A 24,674-nucleotide genomic window follows, 5' to 3' on the forward strand; every position below is an offset into this window, starting at 1 on the left:
TTATCAAAGTTTGGTCAAGGACAGGCCAGCCCAGGTCGCGAGCAGCCCGCCGAATACGCTGATGGCCGCATAGCCCAAGGCCAGCGGTACCTGTCCGCTTTCCAGCAGACGCACCGTATCCAGTGAAAAGGATGAAAAAGTCGTCAGGCCGCCAAGAAAACCCACCATCAATCCGGCCCGCACCTCAATCGGCACCTCCGGACGCAGCATGAACAGGCCATACAAAAAGCCGATCAACAGGCAGCCCACGATATTAACGGCCAGCGTCGCGGTATAGAAGTGCCGAGGCCAATTAGCGTTGATCCAGTTGCCGGCAGCAAAGCGCAACAGCGTCCCGGCGATGCCCCCCACGGAGACCGCGACAATCAATGGAATCAAGGCTTTCTCCGCTGTTTTGGGCTGAGCCTGTCCAGTTCTGCGAGGTGATTGAGCTTCTCGCCGATTTTCAGTTCAAGGCCACGGGGCACTGGCTGATAGAAGTGCTGTGGTTCGAGATCGTCCGGAAAGTAGTCCTCGCCGGCAGCATAAGCATCGGGTTCATCGTGGGCGTAACGGTATTCGTCGCCATAACCCAGCTGTTTCATCAGCTTGGTCGGCGCATTGCGCAAATGCAGCGGTACTTCCAGGGAACCATGTTCGGCGGCACTGCGCATGGCGGCCTTGAAGCCCATATACACCGCATTGCTTTTCGGTGCGCAGGCCAGATAGGTGATGGCCTGAGCCACCGCCAACTCGCCCTCGGGACTGCCCAGACGCTCCTGAACATCCCAGGCCGCGAGGCACAGGCTCAGGGCCCGCGGATCGGCATTACCGATGTCTTCACTGGCCATGCGCACCACACGCCGCGCCAGATACAGCGGATCACAACCACCGTCGAGCATGCGTGCGAACCAATACAGCGCGCCGTCCGGATTGGAACCGCGCACCGATTTGTGCAGCGCAGATATCTGATCGTAAAAGGCTTCGCCACCCTTGTCGAAACGCCGACGGGTATCGCCCAGCAGGCTTTGCAGCAGTTCGACACCGATTTCAGTGCCGTCCTCGGCCAGATCGGAAGCGTTCTCCAACAGGTTGAGCAAACGCCGGCCGTCGCCATCGGCTGCCGCCAGCAGCATCTTGAAACCTTCATCACCGAGGCTCAGTTGCCGCTTGCCGAGGCCGCGCTCTTCGGTCAGCGCGCGTTGCACCAGTTTGTGCAGTGCCACCTCATCAAGGCTTTTGAGGACGTAGACGCGAGCACGGGACAACAGTGCGTTGTTCAACTCGAAGGACGGGTTTTCTGTCGTTGCGCCGATAAAGATCAACGTGCCGTCTTCGACATAGGGTAGAAACGCGTCCTGCTGCGACTTGTTGAAACGGTGCACTTCGTCGACGAACAGAATGGTTCGCTTGCCGTATTGCCCAGCCTGTTGCTTGGCAACTTCTACCGCCTGACGAATCTCTTTGACCCCGGCCAGCACAGCCGAGACCGTTTCGAAATGCGCATCCGAGACTTTCGCCAGCAAGCGCGCCAACGTGGTTTTACCCACCCCTGGCGGCCCCCAGAAAATCATTGAATGCAAGGCTCCCTGCTCCAGGGCTTCGCGCAAAGGCTTGCCGCGAGCGAGCAGGTGCTCCTGACCGACGTACTCGTCCAGGTTGGTCGAGCGCAAGCGCGCGGCCAGGGGTTGAGCAATCGGATCACTTCGAAACAGGTCCATGGCAGCGTTTGAAACCTCTTGGCTCTTTATTCCTGAATCACATCGGCACCCTTGGGGATGTCGAACTTGAACCTGGAAGCCGGGATTGGCTCGTTGGCCTTGACGCCAGTGAACAGGATATTGGTACGCTGGCCGACGCTGTCGATCAACTGCATGTCATTGACCATACCGTTGCGAAACGACAGACGCAGGCTGTCGAACAGGGTGTCTTTGGTCTTGGGCTTCAGGGTGAAGTCGATCACACCGCCAGCTTCCTTGGCACTGATGTCGAAACTCTCGCTGATCTTGGACACGTCACCGGACAGCAGCAAGGCCGGAGTCTGGGTCAGGCGTTGATCAAGCTTCTTGATGGTGACCTGCTCCAGGTCCGGATCCCACAGCGAAACCTTCTTGCCATCGGAGACCATCAACTGCTCTTGTGGCGCATCGGTATGCCAGAAGAACAGGCCCGGGCGCTGCAGCGACATTTCACCGGCCGTTTCCTGCAACTGAGTGCCGCTGCCGTCGAGGGTCAACTGTGAGAAACGCGCCGTCAGAGTCTGCGATTTTTCGAGCAGTTGGGTCAGACGCGCCACAGCTTTGTCATCGGCATGGGCCGAGAGCGTGGTTAAAGCCAGTACCGGCAGCAACAGCATGCGGATAAGACGCATGGGAGTCCTCTTTGATATTCGTTTGAATGGTATGCCGCGTGATCTCACGCGGCACCGGTCAGTCGCGCATTGGGCCTGGGGCGAGTACTTCACGCGAACCGTTGGTATTCATGGACGTCACGACCCCGGCCATCTCCATGGCTTCGATCATGCGCGCAGCGCGGTTGTAGCCGATCTTGAGTTTGCGTTGAACCGCCGAGATAGAGGCGCGGCGGCTTTCCAGCACAAACTGCACTGCTTCGTCGTAAAGCGCATCGGTTTCGCTGTCATCGTCGCCACCGCCGCTGCCGCCGTCAAAGCCGCTACCGGCCTCTTCGACACCGGCGAGGATGTCGTCGTTGTACTCCGGTGCACCGCGCAGTTTCCAGGCTTCAACCACCCGGTGAACTTCATCATCGGAAACGAACGCGCCGTGCACCCGAATCGGCAGGCTGGTGCCCGGCGGCATGTAGAGCATGTCACCGTGACCCAGCAATTGCTCGGCGCCACCCTGATCGATGATGGTTCGCGAGTCGATCTTGCTCGATACCTGGAACGCCATACGGGTCGGAATGTTGGCCTTGATCAGACCGGTGATCACGTCCACCGATGGACGCTGGGTCGCCAGAATCAAGTGAATACCGGCGGCACGGGCTTTCTGGGCGATCCGCGCGATCAGCTCTTCAACCTTCTTGCCGACGATCATCATCATGTCGGCGAATTCGTCGACCACCACCACGATGGTCGGCAACTTGGTCAGCAGCGGCGCTTCGTCGTGAATGCTTTCGCGGTTGTACAGCGGATCCGTCAGCGGTGTACCCGCCTCCTGCGCCTCTCTCACCTTCTGGTTGAAGCCGGACAGGTTACGCACGCCCATCTTCGCCATCAGCTTGTAGCGACGCTCCATCTCGGCCACGCTCCAACGCAGTGCGTTGGCGGCGTCCTTCATGTCGGTAACCACCGGGCACAGCAAGTGCGGAATGCCTTCGTAGATCGACAATTCAAGCATTTTCGGGTCGATCATGATCAGTTTGGCGTCTTCCGGGCCCGACTTGAACAGAATCGACAGAATCATCGCGTTCACGCCCACCGACTTACCGGAACCGGTGGTACCGGCCACCAGCAAGTGAGGCATTTTTGCCAGGTCAGTGATAACCGGCTTGCCACCGATGTCATGGCCCAGGGCCAGGGTGACCGGGGATTTGGCGTCATCGTATTCCGGGGTCGACAACACTTCGGAGAAGCGCACGATCTGCCGGTCTTCGTTAGGAATCTCGATGCCGACGGTGGTCTTGCCGGGAATCACTTCCACGACCCGCACACTGGTCACTGCCAGCGAACGCGCCAGGTCTTTGGCCAGGTTGGAAATACGGCTGACCTTTACCCCGGCCGCCGGTTGAATCTCATAACGGGTAATCACCGGGCCTGGGTGAATCGAATCCACCGAGACCTCGACACCGAATTCCTTGAGTTTGATTTCCAGCAGATGGCCAACGGCGGCCAGCGACTCAGGCGAATAGTTGAGCTGTTTCTTTTCTGCCGGATCGAGAATCGAGATCGGCGGCAAGGTGCCTTCCACCGCACTGTCGACGAACAGCGGCGCCTGTTTCTCTTTCTCAACGCGCTTGCTCGGTTCCGGCGCCTTGGGCGGTGCCGGGGCAATGACCGGCGGAACCTGTTTCTCGCGATCGGACATGTGCTTGCTCAGGGCTTGCTCACGCTCGATCAAGCGTTCTTTGACTTTGGCCTGTTCACGTTTGTCGGTCACCGTCGGGGCCACCACTTCGTTGACCCGGGTATCGACTTCACGCAATTGCGCAACCAGCTGCTTGCGTTCATTGCGCGCCGCCCACCAGCGATTGGCCGCCCCCTGGAACAGCTCGAACAGATCGAGGGTGATCTTGCCGGTCACATCCATGACCTTGAACCACGAGAGGTCGGTGAACACCGTCAGGCCGAACAGAAACAACGCAATGAACATCAGGGTGCTGCCCTGGATGTTGAGCGCGTTCTTCGCCAGGTCACCGAGGCTTTCGCCCAATGCACCGCCTGCGCCCGCCGGCAAGCCGGTCGGCGCATGGAAGTGGATGTGTGCCAGGGCCGCGCCCGACAACACCAGAAACACCAGGCCGATCAGGCGCCAGGAAAACAACCAGCCGCTCCACAGCCAAGGCTCGTGGCGCTGACGGAAAATCTGATAAGCCTTGATCGCCAATAGCAACGGAAAGATATAAGCGAAATAGCCCAGCACCATGAACAGAATATCGGCGCTGTAGGAGCCCGCAGGCCCGCCGAAGTTCTGCACATTTTCAATTTTGCTGTTGTGACTCCAGCCCGGATCATCCTTGCCATATGTCAACAATGCCATCATCAGGAACAGGCATAAGGCTCCAATGGCAATCAGCGCACCTTCCTTTAACCGGTAGTGCAGTTGCTGACGCCAGAGCGGAACTACTGTTTTAGGTGTAGCGGTGGATTTCTTCAAAACGCGTCTTTTCCTGCGCCTGTAGCGCGACCAACTGTTGATTGACTATAAAAACTGCTCAATCCGAGCAGGTAACAAAGTTAACGAGCGTAACTGGAGCTACTTTTAACACTCTGGCCTTCGATTCTGAAACTGTAGAAGTTGCCGAAGGCTGCGATCTTTATAGTGCTTGCTCCTGCCAGCACAGGTTGGTGATCAGTGAACATTCTGTTACAGACCCGCATTGTACGGGTTTGTCCGCCCGATGCCACGCCAGAGCGGCTTCGGTGTAGCATAGCCAACAGCACTTTACGCGCGGTTCAATTTGAGCATGCATTCTCTTTTGTGACAAAGGCTTATGAGGTGTTTTTATGAGCGAAGCGAAGCATTCACGCCTGATTATCCTGGGCTCGGGCCCGGCAGGTTACAGCGCCGCCGTATATGCCGCTCGCGCCAACCTCAAGCCGATGGTTATTACCGGCCTGCAGGCCGGCGGTCAACTGACCACCACCATCGAAGTCGACAACTGGCCCGGCGACGTGGAAGGCCTGACCGGACCCGTGCTGATGGAGCGCATGCACAAACATGCCGAGCGCTTCGACACCGAGATCGTCTACGACCACATCCATACTGCAGAGTTGCAGCAGCGTCCGTTTATCCTCACCGGCGATAGCGGCACTTATACCTGCGACGCGCTGATCATTGCTACCGGCGCCTCTGCGCAATACCTGGGCCTGCCATCCGAAGAAACCTTTGCCGGTAAAGGTGTCTCTGCCTGCGCAACCTGCGACGGTTTCTTCTACCGCAATCAAGTGGTCGCGGTGGTCGGTGGCGGCAACACCGCCGTGGAAGAAGCACTTTATCTGTCCAACATTGCCAAGGAAGTCCACCTGATTCACCGTCGCGACAAACTGCGCTCGGAGAAAATCCTTCAGGACAAACTCTTCGAAAAGGCCGCCAACGGTAATATCCATCTGCACTGGAACCAGAACCTCGACGAGGTGCTGGGCGATGCCAGCGGCGTAACCGGCGCCCGTCTGCGGGACAGCAATACGGGTGAGACCAGGGATCTGGCGTTGACCGGCGTATTCATCGCTATCGGCCACAAGCCCAATACCGACCTGTTCCAGGGCCAACTGGAAATGCGCAACGGCTACCTGCTGATCAAGGGCGGCAGCGAAGGCGATGCCACCGCAACCGGCATTGAAGGCGTGTTCGCGGCCGGCGACGTCGCCGATCATGTCTACCGCCAGGCCGTCACCTCAGCCGGCGCCGGCTGCATGGCGGCACTGGACGCCGAGAAGTACCTCGACGACAACTGATCATCCAGCGCCTCACGGCGGGCCATACGACCCGCCATCGCCCTCCCCTTCTGCAAGTCGGAATGCCATGCTGACCTGGTTACAACGCAACACCCTGACCTTTCCGCCGCTGGAAAAAGCCATGCGCGACCCCAACGGTTTGCTCGCAGCCGGTGGCGATCTGTCCGCCGATCGCTTGATCCAGGCCTACCGCCATGGCTGCTTCCCATGGTTCTCGGAAGGCCAGCCGATTCTCTGGTGGTCGCCCGATCCGCGTACAGTGCTGTTTCCAGAGGAGCTGCACGTCTCGCGCAGCCTGAACAAGCTGCTGCGTCAGCAGCGCTATGAGGTGACCTTCGATCGCGATTTCAGCTCGGTGATCCGGGCATGCGCCGCACCTCGCGACTACGCCGACGGAACCTGGATCACCGACGCCATGCAGGCTGCCTACTTGCATTTGCATCAGCGAGGTTATGCACACTCGGTCGAAGTCTGGGATCAAGGCGTTCTGGTCGGAGGGCTCTACGGACTGGCGATGGGGCAACTGTTTTTCGGCGAATCCATGTTTAGCCGCGCCGACAACGCCTCAAAATTCGGCTTCGCTACACTGGTCAAACACCTCCAGCAATGGGGTTTCGTGCTGATTGACTGCCAGATGCCAACCGACCATCTGCACAGCCTGGGCGCTCGCGCCATACCTCGCAGCAGTTTTTCCGGCTATTTGCAGCAGCATCTCGACCAACCCAATACTGCCACCTGGGTTTGCTAGGCGACTTCTCCCAGGCTGGCTTACACTTAATTCAAAAGCTTATACCGAGGGTTGATCATGACCGAGTTGGCGCGCCTGAAGTTTTATGCCACTCAGCCCCACTCTTGCAGCTATCTGCCCGAAGAGCAGGCCACCACGCTGTTCCTCGACCCTAGTCAGCCAATGGATGTGCACGTCTACGCAGATCTGTCCGAAATGGGTTTTCGTCGCAGTGGCGACCACCTTTACCGGCCGCATTGCCAAAATTGCAATGCCTGTGTTCCGGCACGAATTCCCGTGATGCAGTTTCTGCCTAATCGTCAGCAGAAACGCATCTTCAAGCGCAATGCCGATCTTCAGGTCCGGCCTGCGAAACCCGACTTCAGCGAAGAGTATTTCAATCTTTACCAGCGCTATATCGAGCAGCGTCACGCTGATGGCGATATGTATCCGCCCAGTCGCGATCAGTTTTCAACCTTTCTGGTCCGCGACCTGCCGTTCTCCAGATTCTATGAGTTCCGTCTTGAGGGACGCCTGCTGGCGGTAGCCGTCACGGATCTGCTGCCCAACGGCTTATCGGCGGTCTACACCTTCTATGAACCCGAGGAAGAACGCCGCAGCCTGGGCCGCTATGCGATTCTCTGGCAGATCGGCGAGGCCCGGCGCCTGGGGCTGGACGCCGTCTACCTCGGGTACTGGATCAAGAACTGCAAAAAGATGAACTACAAGACCCAATATCGCCCCATCGAGCTGCTCATTAACCAGAGATGGGTCACCCTGAACTAGAAGCCCTTGGCTTAAACCCCACTTTTCGGGCACAATGCACGCCGCTTTTGCCTGGCGCAGTTGCACCGGGCCATTCATTGGACACCGAGGGCTTTACTGCATGTCGAAAGAAGACAGCTTCGAAATGGAAGGCACTGTCGTCGACACCCTGCCCAACACCATGTTTCGTGTGGAGTTGGAAAATGGGCACGTCGTAACCGCGCATATTTCCGGCAAGATGCGCAAGAACTACATTCGTATTCTTACCGGTGACAAAGTGCGCGTCGAGCTGACGCCCTATGACTTGAGCAAAGGGCGCATCACTTACCGCGCTCGTTAAGCAAGTCAATACAAAACGCCCGGCTTATGCCGGGCGTTTTTGTTTGTGGATCGTTCCCACGCTCTGCGTGGGAATGCAGCCCGGGACGCTCTGCGTCCCAAGAGCCGAACGCGGAGCGTCCGTTGAGGCATTCCCACGCGGAGCGTGGGAACGATCCCCAGACAGCAAAAAGGCGCCTTTCGGCGCCTTTCGCTTTACAGCAACAACTATCAGGCCATTTCTGCAGTGGTCTCGAACTCGAAGGTCAACTCGCCGTCCTTGAGGTCGATGTGTACCACGCCACCATGCTCGGCCAGTTCGCCAAAGAGAATTTCCTCAGCGAGCGGACGCTTGATCTTGTCCTGAATCAAGCGAGCCATTGGTCGCGCGCCCATCAGCACATCGTAACCACCCGCCGCCAGCCAACCGCGTGCAGCATCGGTCACTTCGAGCAGTACACGCTTGTCTTCCAGTTGCGCCTGAAGCTCGGTAAGGAACTTGTCCACCACGCTTTTGATGACCTCATGACTGAGGCGACCAAACTGGATAATGGTGTCCAGACGGTTACGGAATTCCGGTGTAAAGCTCTTCTTGATCGCTTCCATGGCATCGGAAGAGTGATCTTGATAAGTGAAGCCGATTGACGCACGCGCTGCGGTTTCGGCACCGGCGTTGGTCGTCATGATGACGATCACGTTACGGAAATCTGCCTTGCGCCCGTTGTTATCCGTCAGCGTACCGTGATCCATGACCTGCAACAGCAGGTTGAAGACTTCCGGATGCGCCTTCTCGATCTCATCGAGCAACAGCACGCAGTGAGGCTGCTTGGTGATCGCTTCGGTCAGCAAACCGCCCTGATCGAAGCCCACGTAGCCTGGAGGTGCACCGATCAAGCGGGAAACGGTGTGGCGCTCCATGTACTCGGACATATCGAAGCGAACCAGTTCAATCCCCAACGCCTTGGCCAGCTGCCGCGCGGCCTCGGTTTTACCGACACCCGTAGGACCTGCGAACAGGAACGAACCCACAGGTTTGTCGGGCGACTTCAAGCCGGCACGGGACAGCTTGATCGCAGTCGACAAGGAGTCGATCGCCGCATCCTGCCCGAATACTGTCAGTTTCAAGTCACGCTCAAGGTTACGCAGCAGCTCTTTGTCCGAACTGGTGACGTGCTTGGGCGGAATCCGCGCGATCTTCGCCACGATGTCCTCGACCTGAGCCACCTCGATGCGTTTCACACGCTTCTCGATCGGCTGCAGGCGCTGGTAGGCACCCGCCTCGTCGATAACGTCGATAGCCTTGTCCGGCATGTGTCGGTCATTGATATAACGCGATGCCAGCTCAGCTGCGGCACGCAACGCCTCATCACTGTATTCGATACCGTGATGCAGCTCGAAGCGCCCCTTGAGTCCCCTGAGAATGCCAATGGTGTCTTCTACCGAAGGTTCAGACACATCGACCTTCTGGAAGCGACGAGCCAGGGCACGATCCTTCTCGAAGATGCCACGGAATTCCTGGAAGGTGGTCGAGCCGATGCACCGGATATCACCCGAAGACAGCAACGGCTTGAGCAGGTTCGAGGCATCCATGACACCACCGGACGCTGCACCGGCGCCAATGATGGTGTGGATTTCGTCGATAAACAGAATCGCCTGCGGACGTTTCTTCAGCTCGTTGAGCAACGCCTTGAAGCGCTTCTCGAAATCGCCGCGGTATTTGGTCCCGGCCAACAGCGCTCCCAGATCGAGGGAATAGACGACACTGTGAGCCAACAGATCAGGCACCTGATTGTCGACAATGCGCTTGGCCAGACCTTCGGCGATCGCGGTTTTACCCACGCCCGCCTCACCCACCAACAGCGGATTGTTTTTACGCCGACGCGCCAGAATCTGCGCAACGCGCTCGACCTCCAGCTCCCGGCCTACCAACGGGTCTATTCGACCCTGGCGCGCGAGCTCGTTGAGGTTGCTGGCATAAGCATCCAGAGGATTGCCTGAAGAAGAAGACTCACCGCCCTCGTCGTCCTGCATATCTTGCTCACCTTCAGAGTGTTCGCCATGCCCTGGCACTTTCGAGATGCCATGAGCGATGTAGTTGACGACATCGATGCGCGCAACGCTCTGCTGCTTCAGCAGAAACACCGCCTGACTCTCTTGCTCACTGAAGATTGCGACCAGCACGTTGGCACCAGTCACCTCGCGTTTACCCGAGCTCTGTACGTGAAAGACAGCACGTTGCAGTACACGCTGGAAGCCCAGGGTTGGCTGGGTTTCGCGATCCTCGTCATGAAGAGGGATCAATGGCGTGGTGGAGTCGATAAACTCCTGCAGGTCATGCTTGAGTTTGTCGAGGTTTGCGCCGCAGGCACGTAGAACGGTAGCGGCTGCCTCATTATCCAAAAGAGCCAACAAAAGGTGCTCGACCGTCATGAACTCATGACGTTTTGAGCGGGCCTCCTTGAAGGCGAGATTGAGGGTGACTTCGAGCTCGCGGTTTAACATAGCTTCACCTCATACCCAAGTGGTCGGCGTTAACCGTCCTTCTCGATTTCACAGAGTAGCGGATGCTGGCTTTCCCTGGCGTACTGGTTGACCTGCATGGCCTTGGTCTCGGCGATGTCGCGGGTAAACACTCCACATACTGCCCGTCCTTCTGTATGAACGGCCAGCATTACCTTGGTCGCCAACTCTCGATTCAGGTTAAAAAACACCTCGAGCACTTCGACGACGAAATCCATCGGTGTGTAGTCATCGTTAAACAAAACCACCTTGTACATCGGCGGCGCCTGCAACGCGGGCTTAGCCTCCTGTACAGCCAAGCCAGCGGAATCGTCGTCGTGTAAATCCGGGCGATCCTGATTGAATGTTAGTCGAATCTGGCTGATTGCATGCATGGAAAGAAAGGTTCGTTAGTTGAACAAATACTGTGGTGGGGGCGCCCAGGCAGGATTTCAACTCTGACCGCCCGGTCACCTTGACTATCGGCAAAACGGTGTTACAACCAATAGGGCCCACAGTGGGTAATAAACGTCCGCACAGTCAACCCGATTTCCGGGTTTGAGTGCTGATGAACTGGATGATACTCCAGTGATGGAGTCTGTTGCAGAGGGATATGAGCATGGCAAGCGGCAAGGTCAAGTGGTTCAACAATGCCAAAGGGTATGGATTCATCAACGAGGACGGCAAGGACGAAGATCTGTTTGCCCATTACTCGGCCATTAAAATGGATGGCTACAAAACCCTGAAAGCAGGACAAGCCGTTTGTTTCGATATCATCCAGGGGCCAAAAGGCTTGCATGCGATTGAAATCAGGTCAGCCACTGCACAGGCAGCCCAGACGAACCCTCCAACCCACCACGAAACCATATCAAGCTGACAACACCAAACATCCAGTCATAAAAAAACCGGCCGACTCATTCACTTGAGTCGGCCGGTTCTGCTTGGCGCGGATCAGCTTACATGTGAGAGATCAGAGCATCGCCGAACGCAGAAGACGACAGCAGCTTGGCGCCCTCCATCAGACGTTCGAAGTCATAGGTCACTGTCTTGGCCGAGATTGCGCCGTTGGTGCCTTTGATGATCAGGTCAGCCGCTTCGGTCCAGCCCATGTGGCGTAGCATCATTTCAGCAGACAGGATCAGCGAACCCGGGTTCACCTGGTCTTTGCCTGCGTACTTTGGAGCCGTACCGTGGGTGGCTTCGAACATCGCGACGGTGTCGGACAGGTTGGCGCCTGGTGCGATACCGATACCACCCACTTCGGCCGCCAGGGCGTCGGACAGGTAGTCACCGTTCAGGTTCAGGGTCGCGATCACATCGTATTCAGCCGGGCGCAGCAGAATTTGCTGCAGCATGGCATCGGCGATGGCATCTTTGACGATGACATTCTTGCCGGTTCTAGGGTTCTTGAACTGCATCCAGGGACCGCCATCGAGCAAGGTAGCGCCGAATTCTTCAGCAGCCACTTCGTAGGCCCACTCTTTGAAGGCACCTTCGGTGAACTTCATGATGTTGCCTTTGTGCACGATAGTCAGCGAGTCGCGGTCATTGTCGACTACATACTGCAGGGCCTTGCGCGCCAGACGCTTGGTGCCTTCCAGGGAAACCGGCTTGACGCCGATACCGCAGTTCTGGTCGAAACGGATTTTAGTGACACCCATTTCGTCTTTCAGGAATTTGATGACCTTGATCGCTTCTGGCGAGCCGGCCTTCCACTCGATACCGGCATAAATGTCTTCCGAGTTTTCACGGAAGATCGTCATGTCGACGTCGCCAGGCTTCTTGACCGGGCTAGGCACGCCTTCGAACCAACGCACTGGACGCAGGCAAACATAAAGGTCCAGCTGCTGACGCAGGGCGACGTTCAGGGAACGGATGCCGCCACCGACCGGAGTGGTCAGCGGGCCTTTGATGGAAACGACGTAGTCTTTGACAGCATCCAGAGTTTCCTGAGGCAACCAGGTGTCCTGGTCGTAGACCTGGGTAGCCTTCTCGCCGGCGTAGACTTCCATCCAGGAGATTTTACGATCGCCACCGTAAGCTTTCTTAACAGCAGCATCGACAACCTTGATCATGACCGGGCTGATGTCGACGCCAATACCATCACCTTCGATGAAAGGGATGATCGGGTTATTAGGAACATTGAGAGAATGGTCTGCATTGACGGTGATTTTGTCGCCGACTGCTGGAACCTGAATCTTCTTGTATCCCATGCTGAACTCCGTTACGTGGATTGAACATCTGGCTGCTCTGGAGCGTACCCCAGTTGAATCTGGACGGGAACCTTATGTTCCATACATCCAGGGCCAAACCTATACTCTTTGCGGCCTACAAGCCTGAAAGCAAAGGTAAAAACGACAAAATCGAGGACCAGGGCGATCAGTGTACGGCGACCCTGCGAGCCGATCCTTTAGACCAATGGACGTCACCTCGAATACGCGACCTATCGTCGCAACACCAAAGACCTATGTATAATGCGCCGGTGACCACAGAGTCACACCGGCTGACCTGTCTGGAATGAGACTTTCAAGCCCGAAAAGACTGGGTTGTTACCGCGACCCGGTCGCCTGACGCTCGACTGATGCACCCAACATCACCGCGAAGAAACCTCGACTTTCGGCTCATGGACGACTTTGAACGAAAGCGCTCACCCCCGCGCAACTCGAGATTCCGAGCACGCCTAGCAAAGAAGAGAGTTAATCCGAATATGCCCACCCGCTCGAAGATCATCTACACCTTCACCGACGAAGCCCCAGCCCTCGCCACCTATTCACTGCTGCCTATCGTAGAGGCCTTCACCGCCTCCGCTGATATCGCCGTGGAAACCCGCGATATCTCTCTTGCAGGGCGCATCCTGGCCAGCTTCCCCGAGCAATTGGGCGACAAAGCCGTAGCCGACCACCTCGCCGAACTGGGCGCCCTGGCCGTCACGCCTGAAGCCAACATCATCAAACTGCCGAACATCAGCGCCTCGGTTCCGCAACTGCAGGCCGCGATCAAAGAATTGCAAGCCCAGGGCTTTGAACTGCCGGACTATCCGGAAACCGTGACCAGCGATGCCGACAAGAGCGCCAGAGCGGCTTACGACAAGGTCAAGGGTAGCGCCGTAAATCCGGTTCTGCGCGAAGGCAACTCTGACCGCCGCGCCCCGCTGTCGGTCAAGAACTACGCCCGCAAGCACCCGCACAAAATGGGCGCCTGGAGCTCGGACTCCAAGTCCCACGTCGCTCACATGAGCGCTGGCGATTTCTACGGCAGCGAAAAAGCCGCCCTGATCGACGCCAAAGACAGCGTTAAAATCGAACTGATCGCTCGGGATGGCAGTACCACCGTCCTGAAAGAAAAAACCACCGTACAAGCCGGTGAGATCCTCGATTGCGCCGTGCTGAGCAAAAACGCCCTGCGCAGCTTCATCGCCGCTGAAATCGAAGACGCCAGGCAAAAAGGCGTGCTGCTGTCGGTTCACCTGAAAGCGACCATGATGAAGGTCTCCGACCCGATCATGTTCGGCCAGATCGTTGCCGAGTTCTATAAAGACGCCCTGAGCAAGCACGCTGACGTGCTGGCACAGATCGGCTTCAACCTGAACAACGGCATCGGCGACCTGTACGCCCGCATCAAGGCCCTGCCGGCCGAGCAGCAAGCACAGATCGAAGCCGACATTCAGGCGGTCTACGCCGTTCGTCCGTCGCTGGCCATGGTCAACTCCGACAAAGGCATCACCAACCTGCACGTGCCGAGCGACGTGATCGTCGACGCCTCGATGCCAGCCATGATCCGTGACTCCGGCAAGATGTGGGGCACCGATGGCCAACTGCACGACACCAAGGCCGTGATCCCGGATCGTTGCTACGCCACCATCTACCAGGCGGTGATCGAAGACTGCAAGCAACACGGCGCCTTCGACCCAACCACCATGGGCAGCGTGCCAAACGTTGGCCTGATGGCGAAAAAAGCCGAAGAGTACGGTTCCCACGACAAGACCTTCCAGATCAAGGCTGACGGTGTTGTTCGCGTTTCCGACAGCGCTGGCCGCACTCTGCTGGAACAGTCGGTTGAAGCCGGCGACATCTTCCGCATGTGCCAGACCAAAGACGCGCCGATCCAGGACTGGGTCAAACTGGCCGTCAACCGTGCTCGCGCCAGCAGCACTCCAGCGATCTTCTGGCTGGACCCAATGCGCGCCCACGACGGCGTGGTGATCGAGAAAGTTCAGGCCTACCTGAAGGATCACGACACATCCGGCCTGGACATCCGCATCATGTCGCCAGTCGACGCCATGGCGTTCACGCTGACGCGCATCCGCGCCGGTCAGGACACCATCTCGGTGACCGGTAACGTACTGCGCGACTACCTGACCGACCTGTTCCCGATCATGGAGCTGGGCACCAGCGCCAAGATGCTGTCGATCGTTCCGCTGATGAACGGCGGCGGTCTGTTCGAAACCGGCGCTGGCGGTTCAGCACCGAAGCACGTTCAGCAGTTGCTGGAAGAAAACTTCCTGCGCTGGGATTCGCTGGGTGAGTTCCTGGCTCTGGCCGCCTCCCTTGAGCATTTGGGTGTGACTTACAACAACCCGAAAGCCCTGGTACTGGCCAAGACTCTGGATCAGGCCACCGGTCAGTTCCTGGACAACAACAAGTCGCCTGCACGCAAAGTCGGCAACATCGACAACCGCGGCAGCCACTTCTACCTGGCGCTGTACTGGGCCCAGGCCCTGGCCGCCCAGACTGAAGATGCCGCCCTCCAGGCGCAATTTGGCCAACTGGCGAAAACCCTGACCGAAAACGAGGCGGCCATCGTTGCCGAGCTCAACGCCGTTCAGGGCAAACCAGTGGAAATCGGTGGCTACTACTACGCCACGCCAGCACTGATCAGCAAGGCCATGCGCCCTAGCGAAATCTTCAACGCGGCAATCGCTGCGCTGGCTTCCGACAGCCTGGCTGCCTGATAGCGCTGCACTGTAATACCAGAGCCCCGGCCCCGCGCCGGGGTTTCTGTTTATGGCTTGCGCTCTTTGCTCTTTGTAGGAGCCGAGCTTGCTCGCGATGCAGGCGACGCGATGTGTCTGTTGCACCGAGGTGATGCCATCGCGAGCAAGCTCGGCTCCTACAGGGACCGCGCTCGTTTTATGATGACCTTCTCCCCCAACCCCAAGGCAGAATATTTTTATGGATTGGCAGCCCCACATTACCGTCGCGACCATCGTCGAAGACAATGGCCGCTTCCTGATGGTCGAGGAACTCGCAGGCGGACGAGCGGTGCTCAATCAGCCCGCCGGGCACCTGGATCCCGACGAAACACTGATCGACGCCGCGATTCGTGAAACCCTCGAAGAAACCGGCTGGGACATCGAACTGACCGGCGTTATCGGCATCTACCTCTATACTGCTCCAAGCAACGGCGTGACCTACCAACGCGTGTGCTTCGCTGGCAAACCGCTACAGCATCATCCCGATTATCAGCTGGATGACGGCATTATCGGCCCGCGCTGGCTAACCCGCACCGAGCTGCTGGAACGACGCCCGGACTGGCGCAGCGAGCTAATCCTCCAGTGCATCGACGATTATTTGAGCGGCAAGCTGCACAGTCTCGAGCTGATCCGCCCTTCTCTTTAGCCTTGCAGGCTCCGGCCTGTTAGAATCGCGTCCTTTTTCAAGACACCCTTTGAATCCCTATGCGTGATCCAGCCCCTTCTGACACACAAAAGAAGCGCGTTATCGTCGGCATGTCCGGCGGCGTGGACTCTTCCGTTTCCGCCCTACTGCTGATCGAGCAGGGTTATCAGGTGGAAGGCCTGTTCATGAAGAACTGGGAGGAGGACGACGGAACGGACTATTGCACCGCCATGGACGACCTGGCCGACGCTCAAGCCGTTTGCGACAAGATTGGCATCAAGCTGCACACCGCCAACTTCGCCGCTGAGTACTGGGACAACGTGTTCGAGCATTTCCTGGCCGAATACAAAGCCGGGCGCACACCGAACCCGGACATCCTCTGCAACCGCGAAATCAAGTTCAAGGCGTTCCTCGACTACGCCCTGATGCTCGGTGCCGACCTGATCGCCACCGGCCACTACGTGCGCCGCCGCGACATCGATGGCCGTACCGAACTGCTCAAAGGCCTGGACCCCAACAAGGATCAGAGCTACTTCCTGCACGCCGTCGGCGGCGAGCAGATCGCCAAGACCCTGTTCCCGGTCGGCGAGCTGGAAAAACCTGCGGTTCGAGCGATTGCCGAGAAACACCAGCTGGCTACGGCGAAGAAAAAGGACTCCACCGGGATCTGCTTTATCGGCGAACGCCGTTTCAGCGACTTCCTCAAGCAATACCTGCCGGCACAGCCTGGCGAGATCAAAACCACCGAAGGTGAAGTGATCGGTCGCCACCACGGCCTGATGTACCACACCATCGGCCAGCGCCAGGGTCTGGGCATCGGCGGCCTGAAAGACGCCGGCGAAGAGCCGTGGTACGTGCTGATCAAGGACCTGGAGCACAACGAGCTGATCGTTGGCCAGGGCAATGATCACCCATGGCTGTTCTCCCGCGCGCTGCTCGCCTCGGACATCTACTGGGTCAACCCGGTCGACCTGAGCACGCCGCGCAAGCTCACTGCGAAAGTCCGCTATCGCCAGAGCGACCAGCCCTGCACCCTGGAAAAAACCGCCAATGGCTATCGCGCTATTTTCGACGACCCGCAGCGCGCAGTAACCCCCGGCCAGTCCGTGGTGTTCTACGACGGCGAAATCTGCCTTGGCGGCGGCGTCATTGAAGTGGCCGAACCCTGGAGCAGCAAGGATTCGCGCGCATGAGCCCGACTCAGGAGCAACTGACAGCCCTGGGCGGTGTTTTTCTCGCCGCAGTCCTGGTCGACAAGATCGCCAAGACCGGCCAGGTCACGGAAGCCGGTCTGAGCTGCATGCTTGGCAGCCTGCTGATCCGTGATCCGAAGGACACCCTGGAAGTCTACGGTGGCGACGACATCAATCTGCGCGAAGGTTATCGCGCACTGATCGGCGCCCTGGAGCGCGACCCGAACACCTTGCAACGCGAACCCTTGCGCTATGCGCTGTCGATGCTCGGCCTCGAGCGACAACTGGCCAAGCGTGACGACATGCTCGAAGTGATCGGCAAACGCTTGCCGCAGATTCAGTCCCAGGTCGAGCATTTCGGCCCGGCCCACGAAAACGTGATCGCCGCTTGTGGAGCGCTGTATCAGGACACCTTGAGCACCCTGCGCCAACGGATTCAGGTGCACGGCGACATGCGCAACCTGCAGCAACCGAGCAACTCGTCGAAGATCCGCGCCCTGTTGCTGGCCGGCATCCGCTCGGCGCGCTTGTGGCGCCAGCTGGGTGGTCATCGCTGGCAGCTGGTATTCAGCCGCCGCAAACTGCTCAAAGAGCTTTATCCGCTGATGCGCAGCAGCTGAACCGCGCCCGCAATATTGTTTTGTAGTCTGTAACGCGTAAACGCTGGTCAGTTGGCAACGGACCAGCGGTTTTTTTCATGTATGATACGCGCCCCATTTCGTTGCCCGACTGTCCGAGAACACCCCATGCAGCTCTCTTCGCTCACTGCGGTTTCCCCTGTTGACGGCCGCTACGCCGGCAAAACCCAGGCCCTGCGCCCAATTTTCAGCGAATACGGTCTGATCCGTGCTCGCGTCCTGGTTGAAGTGCGCTGGCTCCAGCGCCTGGCCGCTCACGCTAGCATCTGCGAAGTCCCGGCGTTTTCCGCCGAAGCCAACGCGGCTCTGAATGAACTGGCGGAAAACTTCTCGCTGGAACACGCCGAGCGCGTCAAAGAGATCGAGCGCACCACCAACCACGATGTTAAAGCCATTGAGTACCTGCTCAAGGAACAGGCCGCCAAACTGCCTGAACTGGCCAACGTCAGTGAATTCATCCACTTTGCCTGCACCAGCGAGGACATCAACAACCTGTCCCACGCCCTGATGCTGCGCGAAGGCCGTGATGAGGTGATGCTGCCGCTGATGCGCCAGACTGCTGAAGCCATTCGCGAGCTGGCGATCCGCTTCGCCGACGTGCCGATGCTCTCGCGCACCCACGGTCAACCGGCTTCGCCGACCACCCTGGGCAAAGAACTGGCCAACGTGGTTTACCGCCTGGAACGCCAGATCGCCCAAGTCGCCGCCGTTCCGCTGCTGGGCAAGATCAACGGCGCTGTCGGCAACTACAACGCACACCTCTCGGCCTACCCTGAGATCGACTGGGAAGCCAACGCTCGCGCGTTTATCGAAGATGAACTGGGCCTGGGCTTCAACCCGTATACCACGCAGATCGAACCGCACGACTACATCGCCGAGCTGTTCGACGCGATCGCCCGCTTCAACACCATCCTGATCGACTTCGATCGCGATATCTGGGGTTACATCTCCCTGGGCTACTTCAAGCAGCGCACCATTGCCGGCGAAATCGGCTCCTCGACCATGCCGCACAAGGTCAACCCGATCGACTTCGAAAACTCCGAAGGCAACCTGGGTATCGCCAATGCACTGTTCCAGCACCTGGCGAGCAAGCTGCCAATCTCCCGCTGGCAGCGTGACCTGACCGACTCCACCGTGCTGCGCAACCTCGGCGTCGGCTTCGCTCACAGCGTTATCGCTTACGAAGCCAGCCTCAAAGGCATCAGCAAACTGGAGCTCAACGCCCAGAAAATCGCTGCTGACCTGGATGCGTGCTGGGAAGTCCTGGCCGAACCGATCCAGACCGTGATGCGTCGCTACAACATCGAAAACCCGTACGAAAAGCTGAAAGAGCTGACTCGCGGCAAGGGCATCAGCCCTGAAGCGCTGCAGACTTTCATCGATGCACTGGACATGCCTGCCGAGGCCAAGGCCGAGCTGAAAAAGCTCACTCCGGCCAATTACATCGGCAACGCCGTGGCTCAAGCCAAGCGCATCTGACCGCTCGTAATACATTTAGACGCCCGGCAGCGCCGGGCGTTTTTATTCCCGTCTGAAAAGTACTTTTTTTCAATAGGTTACACATGAATCCTGATATTCCTCTTCAACTTCTGGGCGGCATCACTGCACGGGAATTCCTGCGCGACTACTGGCAGAAAAAGCCGCTGCTGATTCGCCAGGCGATCCCTGATTTCGAAAGCCCGATCGACGCCGACGAACTGGCCGGCCTGGCACTGGAAGAGGAAGTCGAATCGCGACTGGTCATCGAGCACGGCGAGCGCCCATGGGAATTGCGTCGCGGCCCGTTCGCCGAAGACGAATTCAGCAAACTGCCCGAGCGCGAGTGGACCTTGCTGGTGCAAGCCGTCGACCAGTTCGTGCCGGAAGTCAGCGAGCTGCTGGAGCACTTCCGCTTCCTGCCGAGCTGGCGCATCGACGACGTGATGATCAGCTTCGCTGCGCCTGGCGGCAGCGTAGGCCCGCACTTCGACAACTACGACGTGTTCCTGCTGCAAGGCCATGGCAAGCGCAACTGGAAGATCGGCCAGATGTGCGATTCCGAGAGCCCTCTGCTCGAGCACGCCGACCTGCGCATCCTTGCCGACTTCCAGGGGACCGACGAGTGGACCCTGGAACCGGGCGACATGCTCTACCTGCCGCCGCGCCTGGCCCACTGCGGCGTGGCTGTCGACGACTGCATGACCTACTCGGTGGGCTTCCGCGCCCCGAGCGCCGCTGAAGTGCTGACCCACTTCACTGACTTCCTCAGCCAGTTCCTGCCTGACGAAGAGCGTTACACCGACGCCGACGCACAACCAGCGATCGACCCGCACCAGATCCAGCATGACGCCCTCGACCGCTTGAAAAGCCTGCTGGCCGAACACATGAGCGACGAGCGCCTGCTGCTGACCTGGTTCGGCCAGTTCATGACCGAACCACGCTACCCGGAACTGGTGGTCGGCCCGGAACTGGAAGAAGACGACCTGCTCAGCAGTCTCGAGCAAGGCGCCGTGCTGATCCGCAACCCAAGCGCGCGCCTGGCCTGGTCGGAAGTCGACGACGACCTGCTGCTGTTCGCCAGCGGCCAGAGCCGTTATCTGCCGGGCAAGTTGCGCGAGCTGCTGAAAATGATTTGCGCCGCCGATGCGCTACACGTCGACAACCTTGGCCATTGGCTGAGCGATGAAGACGGTCGGGGCCTGCTGTGTGAACTGGTCAAGCAAGGAAGCCTGGGGTTTGCCGATGAATAAGATTCACGTACGTGTCGCAGACTGGCAAAAGGACAACGCCGAGATCCGGCGCATTCGTGAAGCGGTGTTCATCGCCGAGCAATCCGTTCCAGCCGAACTGGAATGGGATGCCGACGACGCAAGCGCCGTGCATTTCCTCGCCTTCGAAGGTGATTTTCCGATTGGTACTGCGCGCCTGTTGCCTGATGGGCACGTCGGCCGCGTATCAGTCCTCAAGGACTGGCGCGGCCTGAAGGTCGGCGATGCGCTGATGCAGGCGGTGATCGGTGAAGCCGAGAAGCGCGGGCTCAAGCAGCAGATGCTCAGTGCACAGGTTCAGGCGACAGCGTTCTATGAGCGCCTGGGCTTCAGCATTGTCAGTGAGGAGTTCCTGGAAGCAGGGATTCCGCACGTCGACATGGTGCGAGGCCACCACTGATCGTTCCCAGGCTCCGCGTGGGAATGCAGCCGGTGACGCTCCGCGTCACCACCGCGAAAGGACGCGGAGCGTCCTGAGAGGCATTCCCACGCAGAGCGTGGGAACGATCATCCCACGCGGAGCATGGGAACGATCAGCAAAACGCCCTGCTATCTTCAGATACCGGGGCGTTTTGCCGTCCAGGATTCAACTTGCCCCTTCGCAGGCCGACAAACTGGCAAACTCGAGCCTTTGATCGCGGAGATAACGGACATGTCCCTACGCACCCTGTTCACCACACTGCTGCTGACCTGCAGTTTTTCGGTCATCGCCGCTACCGAGGTGGTGCAACTCAACAATCGCACCAGCGCCGACCTGCTGCCGGTCGCGCAGAATTTTATCGGCGGGGACGGCAAGGTCAGCGCCTACGGCAACCAGCTGATCGTCAACGCCGAACCCGACAAGATCAACGAATTCAAGGCCCTGATCGCACAGCTCGACACCGCGCCCAAACGCCTGCTGATCACTGTCGACACCAATGAAAACAACCAGCAAGACAACACCGATCAGCGGACGCGGATCATCACCTACAGCACCGACAGCCGCGAAGGCGGCATTCAGCAAGTCCAGACCAGCGAAGGTACACCGGCCCTGATCCAGATCGGCCAGATCGTGCCGCTGACCAGCACCCAGACCGATGCCTACGCCAGCCTGCCAAACCAGACCAACACCTCCAGCCCGCCGCAAAACCCGAGCAACAGCTCCAGCCCACCGCAAAACCCGAGCAACAACTACGCCCACCTGCAAAGCCAGACCCAGTACCGCAACGTCACCCAGGGTTTCTACGTCACAGCCAGCGTCACCGGCGACATCGTTCACCTCAATATCAGAACCAATCGTGACCGAATGAGCCAGGAACGTCCCGATGTAGTGAACGTGCAAAGTACCAACACCACGGTCAGCGGCCGTCTTGGCGAATGGATCACCCTGGCCGGGGTCAATCGCCAGACCCAGGCCGATAAACAGGGGCTGGCCCGCAGCTATTCGACTCAGGGCCGGGATGACATGACCTTGCGGGTAAAAGTCGATACCTTGGACTAACACACCAAAAACTGACTGATTAGTCGTATTAGACCAAAGATGTAGTGCTTAAAAAAAAGCACTACAAAACGTTTGACGAGCCAAAAAAGCAAAGGCATGATGGCCTCGCTCCCGCTAATCAGGGGCCCTGGCAAGGGCCTTCGAATCGCCGCTCTAACCTACCTACCTGAGCCGATTCGTGTCTGTACCGCCCACAAGGTGTGTTTGACGAGGTTGCGACTGGAACGAAGTTGTCCCGAGGGACGGAAGCGTAATTAGGTAGACCGGCAACACACTGATGATCGTATAAAGGCCCACGACGCCCGAATGCGCCCACCAGCTCGCCCTTACCTGCTCAGCGTCCATCCTCGAGCCCATCGTTCATCCCGTCGCCCTCCCCGCCAGACCCGACTTGACCACCTAAGCTTCTGGTCAGCGAGCAGCCATCTACGCAATCTTTCAAACCTGCGTACCTGGTGGAGCTGGAATTTTCCACCCAAGAACCACTTTCCACACAAGACGCGACGAGGTTTATCTCCATGGCACTGACACGCGAACAGCAAATTGCAGCCCTCGAAAAAGACTGGGCTGAAAACCCACGCTGGAAAGGCGTGACTCGCGCTTACTCCGCTGCTGACGTCGTCCGTCTGCGTGGCTCGGTTCAACCTGAGCACACCTTTGCAAAAATGGGCGCCGAGAAGCTCTGGAACCTGGTCACCCAGGGTGCCAAGCCGTCCTTCCGTCCCGAGAAAGATTTCGTCAACTGCATGGGCGCCCTGACCGGCGGCCAGGCCGTACAGCAAGTTAAAGCCGGTATCCAGGCGATCTACCTGTCGGGTTGGCAAGTCGCTGCAGACAACAACTCTGCAGAATCGATGTACCCGGACCAGTCGCTGTACCCGGTCGACTCCGTACCGACTGTGGTCAAGCGCATCAACAACTCGTTCCGTCGCGCCGACCAGATCCAGTGGAAAGCCGGCAAGAACCCGGGTGACGACGGCTACATCGACTACTTCGCACCGATCGTCGCCGATGCTGAAGCCGGTTTCGGTGGTGTGCTGAACGCCTACGAGCTGATGAAAAGCATGATCGAAGCAGGCGCTGCCGGCGTTCACTTCGAAGACCAACTGGCGTCCGTGAAAAAATGCGGCCACATGGGCGGCAAGGTACTGGTTCCTACCCAGGAAGCCGTACAGAAGCTGACCGCCGCCCGCCTGGCGGCTGACGTTGCCGGTACACCGACCATCATCCTGGCCCGTACCGACGCCAACGCCGCTGACCTGCTGACCTCGGACTGCGACCCGTACGACCAACCGTTCGTCACTGGCGAACGCACTCAGGAAGGCTTCTACAAAGTGCGCGCCGGCCTCGACCAGGCTATCGCTCGCGGCCTTGCCTATGCGCCATACGCCGACCTGATCTGGTGCGAAACCGCCAAGCCGGACCTGGACGAAGCTCGTCGTTTCGCTGAAGCGATCAAAAAGGAATACCCGGACCAGCTGCTGTCATACAACTGCTCGCCTTCCTTCAACTGGAAGAAAAACCTGGACGACGCGACCATCGCCAAGTTCCAGCGCGAACTGTCCGCCATGGGTTACAAGCACCAGTTCATCACCCTGGCCGGCATTCACAACATGTGGCACAGCATGTTCAACCTGGCGCACGACTACGCCCGCAACGACATGACCGCTTACGTGAAACTGCAAGAACAAGAATTCGCTGACGCCGCCAAGGGTTACACCTTCGTGGCTCACCAACAGGAAGTCGGCACCGGCTACTTCGACGACATGACCACCGTGATTCAAGGCGGCACGTCTTCGGTTACCGCGCTGACCGGCTCCACCGAAGAAGAACAGTTCCACTGATCGACTTCGCTTCTTGAGCAAACGGCCATTTCAGACCGTACAGAAAACTAACTGGAATGCCGCATATCTAACGCCCCGACCGGTTCGGGGCGTTTTTTTTGGGGATTTCCCAGACAGCGTTTGATCCCCCGTGGCAGCTGGCGAAGCCTGCGTTCGGCTCGGTCCGCGTTCGGGCGGAGCAGTCGTAAAACCAGGTAGCGCGGTTTTGCAGGCTCACCGTGCTTACCAAATTGCGACCGCTTCGCCCGAACGCGGACCGAGCCGAACGCAGGCCCGCGAGCTCGCCGGCTGCTACGGATCGCGTCTTGACTCAAAGCTTGCGCCCGCAGCCGATAAAAAAAATTGATCCCAAGCAGTATCAGATCTCGAAAAAAAGGTTAAAACGGCTGAGCTCGCAACTTGCAGTAGAGGGTATGTATGCGCAACTTCCCGCTTACCACCCCAAGTAGCAGTTTAAAAACCGCGTTAAACAATATTGATTATCATTTAAACTGTACATTGTTCGTTACATCACCCACAAAAGATAATTGACAAAACAGCGCCTAATGCCCGCAACGTCTGGGCTGCGAGGGTCCGGAGGCATGCCATGTCCTCATTTCACTAAATAATTTCGCCATAGAAAATTTACTTGCCCGGTGTTTAGCCATAAAATCACCGGGATTGATTGCGCTGCGACATATCGTCACTGCTTTATTTCTATTCAAGCTCAGAGACCTTTGCTCTCTGCCAA

At 58.2% G+C, this 24,674-nt stretch carries 21 protein-coding genes; 14 read left to right on the top strand and 7 right to left on the bottom strand.

Annotated elements, in window-relative coordinates; translation table 11 throughout:
* Positions 1 to 3: 3 nt before the first annotated feature.
* The 4 genes from crcB to ftsK are packed head-to-tail and all read right to left on the bottom strand — an operon-like array spanning position 4 to position 4,814.
* The gene (gene crcB, locus AC07W5_RS13810; RefSeq protein ID WP_494993325.1) at positions 4 to 378 is read right to left on the bottom strand and encodes a fluoride efflux transporter CrcB; all 375 of its coding nucleotides are present in this window, start codon (positions 376 to 378) and stop codon (positions 4 to 6) included.
* The gene (locus tag AC07W5_RS13815) at positions 375 to 1,700 is read right to left on the bottom strand and encodes a replication-associated recombination protein A (protein ID WP_495011514.1); all 1,326 of its coding nucleotides are present in this window, start codon (positions 1,698 to 1,700) and stop codon (positions 375 to 377) included. Before AC07W5_RS13815 ends, crcB begins: the two co-directional genes overlap by 4 nt.
* 26 nt (positions 1,701 to 1,726) lie before the next feature.
* Positions 1,727 to 2,350 carry an outer membrane lipoprotein periplasmic chaperone LolA gene (gene lolA / locus AC07W5_RS13820; protein ID WP_495011515.1) on the bottom strand — a complete coding sequence of 208 codons (624 nt, stop codon included), beginning with the start codon at positions 2,348 to 2,350 and terminating at the stop codon, positions 1,727 to 1,729.
* Positions 2,351 to 2,408: 58 nt separating this feature from the next.
* Positions 2,409 to 4,814 (bottom strand): DNA translocase FtsK, encoded by a 2,406-nt coding sequence (gene ftsK / locus AC07W5_RS13825; RefSeq protein ID WP_494993328.1) that lies wholly within the window; start codon positions 4,812 to 4,814, stop codon positions 2,409 to 2,411.
* A gap of 350 nt (positions 4,815 to 5,164) precedes the next feature.
* On the opposite strand from ftsK, the gene trxB reads away from it, so the two are divergent.
* From trxB to infA, 4 genes are all read left to right on the top strand, one after another.
* Positions 5,165 to 6,115 (top strand): thioredoxin-disulfide reductase, encoded by a 951-nt coding sequence (gene trxB / locus AC07W5_RS13830; protein WP_494993329.1) that lies wholly within the window; start codon positions 5,165 to 5,167, stop codon positions 6,113 to 6,115.
* A 67-nt stretch (positions 6,116 to 6,182) separates the two neighbouring features.
* Positions 6,183 to 6,863 carry a leucyl/phenylalanyl-tRNA--protein transferase gene (gene aat / locus AC07W5_RS13835; protein WP_494993330.1) on the top strand — a complete coding sequence of 227 codons (681 nt, stop codon included), beginning with the start codon at positions 6,183 to 6,185 and terminating at the stop codon, positions 6,861 to 6,863.
* A 57-nt stretch (positions 6,864 to 6,920) separates the two neighbouring features.
* Positions 6,921 to 7,628 carry an arginyltransferase gene (locus AC07W5_RS13840; protein ID WP_495023593.1) on the top strand — a complete coding sequence of 236 codons (708 nt, stop codon included), beginning with the start codon at positions 6,921 to 6,923 and terminating at the stop codon, positions 7,626 to 7,628.
* Between the two features lie 100 nt (positions 7,629 to 7,728).
* Positions 7,729 to 7,947: a translation initiation factor IF-1 gene (gene infA, locus AC07W5_RS13845; protein WP_002553999.1), complete on the top strand. Its 219-nt coding sequence runs from the start codon at positions 7,729 to 7,731 to the stop codon at positions 7,945 to 7,947.
* A gap of 209 nt (positions 7,948 to 8,156) precedes the next feature.
* On the opposite strand, the gene clpA is transcribed toward infA, so the two are convergent.
* A complete protein-coding gene (clpA, locus tag AC07W5_RS13850; RefSeq protein WP_494993332.1) occupies positions 8,157 to 10,427 on the bottom strand; it encodes an ATP-dependent Clp protease ATP-binding subunit ClpA in 2,271 nt (756 codons plus the stop codon).
* Positions 10,428 to 10,456: 29 nt separating this feature from the next.
* On the bottom strand, positions 10,457 to 10,819 hold the full coding sequence (gene clpS / locus AC07W5_RS13855) for an ATP-dependent Clp protease adapter ClpS (RefSeq protein ID WP_150806949.1): 363 nt from the start codon (positions 10,817 to 10,819) through the stop codon (positions 10,457 to 10,459).
* 224 nt (positions 10,820 to 11,043) lie between these two features.
* Here clpS and cspD point away from each other — a divergent pair, with 224 nt between their 5' ends.
* Positions 11,044 to 11,301: a cold shock domain-containing protein CspD gene (cspD, locus tag AC07W5_RS13860; RefSeq protein WP_494993333.1), complete on the top strand. Its 258-nt coding sequence runs from the start codon at positions 11,044 to 11,046 to the stop codon at positions 11,299 to 11,301.
* A 79-nt stretch (positions 11,302 to 11,380) separates the two neighbouring features.
* On the opposite strand, the gene icd is transcribed toward cspD, so the two are convergent.
* Complete coding sequence (gene icd, locus AC07W5_RS13865; RefSeq protein ID WP_495023594.1) at positions 11,381 to 12,637, bottom strand: NADP-dependent isocitrate dehydrogenase; 1,257 nt, start codon at positions 12,635 to 12,637, stop codon at positions 11,381 to 11,383.
* A gap of 494 nt (positions 12,638 to 13,131) precedes the next feature.
* On the opposite strand from icd, the gene AC07W5_RS13870 reads away from it, so the two are divergent.
* From AC07W5_RS13870 to aceA, 9 genes are all read left to right on the top strand, one after another.
* Positions 13,132 to 15,375 carry an NADP-dependent isocitrate dehydrogenase gene (locus AC07W5_RS13870; protein WP_495011516.1) on the top strand — a complete coding sequence of 748 codons (2,244 nt, stop codon included), beginning with the start codon at positions 13,132 to 13,134 and terminating at the stop codon, positions 15,373 to 15,375.
* 220 nt (positions 15,376 to 15,595) lie between these two features.
* Positions 15,596 to 16,042: an NUDIX hydrolase gene (locus AC07W5_RS13875; protein WP_494993336.1), complete on the top strand. Its 447-nt coding sequence runs from the start codon at positions 15,596 to 15,598 to the stop codon at positions 16,040 to 16,042.
* 59 nt (positions 16,043 to 16,101) lie between these two features.
* Entirely contained in the window at positions 16,102 to 17,235 is a 1,134-nt protein-coding gene (gene mnmA / locus AC07W5_RS13880; RefSeq protein WP_494993337.1) for a tRNA 2-thiouridine(34) synthase MnmA, read from the top strand.
* Positions 17,232 to 17,855, top strand: coding sequence for a high frequency lysogenization protein HflD (gene hflD / locus AC07W5_RS13885; protein ID WP_494993338.1), 624 nt, complete (start codon positions 17,232 to 17,234; stop codon positions 17,853 to 17,855). Before mnmA ends, hflD begins: the two co-directional genes overlap by 4 nt.
* Positions 17,856 to 17,981: 126 nt before the next feature.
* Positions 17,982 to 19,352, top strand: coding sequence for an adenylosuccinate lyase (gene purB / locus AC07W5_RS13890; protein ID WP_494993339.1), 1,371 nt, complete (start codon positions 17,982 to 17,984; stop codon positions 19,350 to 19,352).
* Between the two features lie 83 nt (positions 19,353 to 19,435).
* Entirely contained in the window at positions 19,436 to 20,602 is a 1,167-nt protein-coding gene (locus tag AC07W5_RS13895; protein WP_494993340.1) for a ribosomal protein uL16 3-hydroxylase, read from the top strand.
* Positions 20,595 to 21,020, top strand: coding sequence for a GNAT family N-acetyltransferase (locus tag AC07W5_RS13900; protein ID WP_495011518.1), 426 nt, complete (start codon positions 20,595 to 20,597; stop codon positions 21,018 to 21,020). Before AC07W5_RS13895 ends, AC07W5_RS13900 begins: the two co-directional genes overlap by 8 nt.
* Positions 21,021 to 21,272: 252 nt before the next feature.
* Complete coding sequence (locus AC07W5_RS13905; RefSeq protein ID WP_495011519.1) at positions 21,273 to 22,100, top strand: secretin N-terminal domain-containing protein; 828 nt, start codon at positions 21,273 to 21,275, stop codon at positions 22,098 to 22,100.
* 518 nt (positions 22,101 to 22,618) lie between these two features.
* On the top strand, positions 22,619 to 23,944 hold the full coding sequence (gene aceA / locus AC07W5_RS13910; RefSeq protein WP_494993343.1) for an isocitrate lyase: 1,326 nt from the start codon (positions 22,619 to 22,621) through the stop codon (positions 23,942 to 23,944).
* The last annotated feature ends 730 nt before the right edge of the window (positions 23,945 to 24,674 follow it).

Source organism: Pseudomonas sp. GW821-FHT01E05, from assembly GCF_059422425.1.

Excerpts from the sequence above, each read along its gene's own strand:
- AC07W5_RS13895 (WP_494993340.1), top strand. The coding sequence starts at position 19,436 with ATGAATCCTGATATTCCTCTTCAACTTCTGGGCGGCATCACTGCACGG.
- AC07W5_RS13905 (WP_495011519.1), top strand. The coding sequence starts at position 21,273 with ATGTCCCTACGCACCCTGTTCACCACACTGCTGCTGACCTGCAGTTTT.
- icd (WP_495023594.1), bottom strand. The coding sequence starts at position 12,637 with ATGGGATACAAGAAGATTCAGGTTCCAGCAGTCGGCGACAAAATCACC.
- hflD (WP_494993338.1), top strand. The coding sequence starts at position 17,232 with ATGAGCCCGACTCAGGAGCAACTGACAGCCCTGGGCGGTGTTTTTCTC.
- AC07W5_RS13900 (WP_495011518.1), top strand. The coding sequence starts at position 20,595 with ATGAATAAGATTCACGTACGTGTCGCAGACTGGCAAAAGGACAACGCC.
- aceA (WP_494993343.1), top strand. The coding sequence starts at position 22,619 with ATGGCACTGACACGCGAACAGCAAATTGCAGCCCTCGAAAAAGACTGG.
- aat (WP_494993330.1), top strand. The coding sequence starts at position 6,183 with ATGCTGACCTGGTTACAACGCAACACCCTGACCTTTCCGCCGCTGGAA.
- AC07W5_RS13840 (WP_495023593.1), top strand. The coding sequence starts at position 6,921 with ATGACCGAGTTGGCGCGCCTGAAGTTTTATGCCACTCAGCCCCACTCT.
- AC07W5_RS13875 (WP_494993336.1), top strand. The coding sequence starts at position 15,596 with ATGGATTGGCAGCCCCACATTACCGTCGCGACCATCGTCGAAGACAAT.
- infA (WP_002553999.1), top strand. The coding sequence starts at position 7,729 with ATGTCGAAAGAAGACAGCTTCGAAATGGAAGGCACTGTCGTCGACACC.
- AC07W5_RS13870 (WP_495011516.1), top strand. The coding sequence starts at position 13,132 with ATGCCCACCCGCTCGAAGATCATCTACACCTTCACCGACGAAGCCCCA.
- cspD (WP_494993333.1), top strand. The coding sequence starts at position 11,044 with ATGGCAAGCGGCAAGGTCAAGTGGTTCAACAATGCCAAAGGGTATGGA.
- trxB (WP_494993329.1), top strand. The coding sequence starts at position 5,165 with ATGAGCGAAGCGAAGCATTCACGCCTGATTATCCTGGGCTCGGGCCCG.
- clpA (WP_494993332.1), bottom strand. The coding sequence starts at position 10,427 with ATGTTAAACCGCGAGCTCGAAGTCACCCTCAATCTCGCCTTCAAGGAG.
- clpS (WP_150806949.1), bottom strand. The coding sequence starts at position 10,819 with ATGCATGCAATCAGCCAGATTCGACTAACATTCAATCAGGATCGCCCG.
- purB (WP_494993339.1), top strand. The coding sequence starts at position 17,982 with ATGCAGCTCTCTTCGCTCACTGCGGTTTCCCCTGTTGACGGCCGCTAC.
- mnmA (WP_494993337.1), top strand. The coding sequence starts at position 16,102 with ATGCGTGATCCAGCCCCTTCTGACACACAAAAGAAGCGCGTTATCGTC.
- lolA (WP_495011515.1), bottom strand. The coding sequence starts at position 2,350 with ATGCGTCTTATCCGCATGCTGTTGCTGCCGGTACTGGCTTTAACCACG.
- AC07W5_RS13815 (WP_495011514.1), bottom strand. The coding sequence starts at position 1,700 with ATGGACCTGTTTCGAAGTGATCCGATTGCTCAACCCCTGGCCGCGCGC.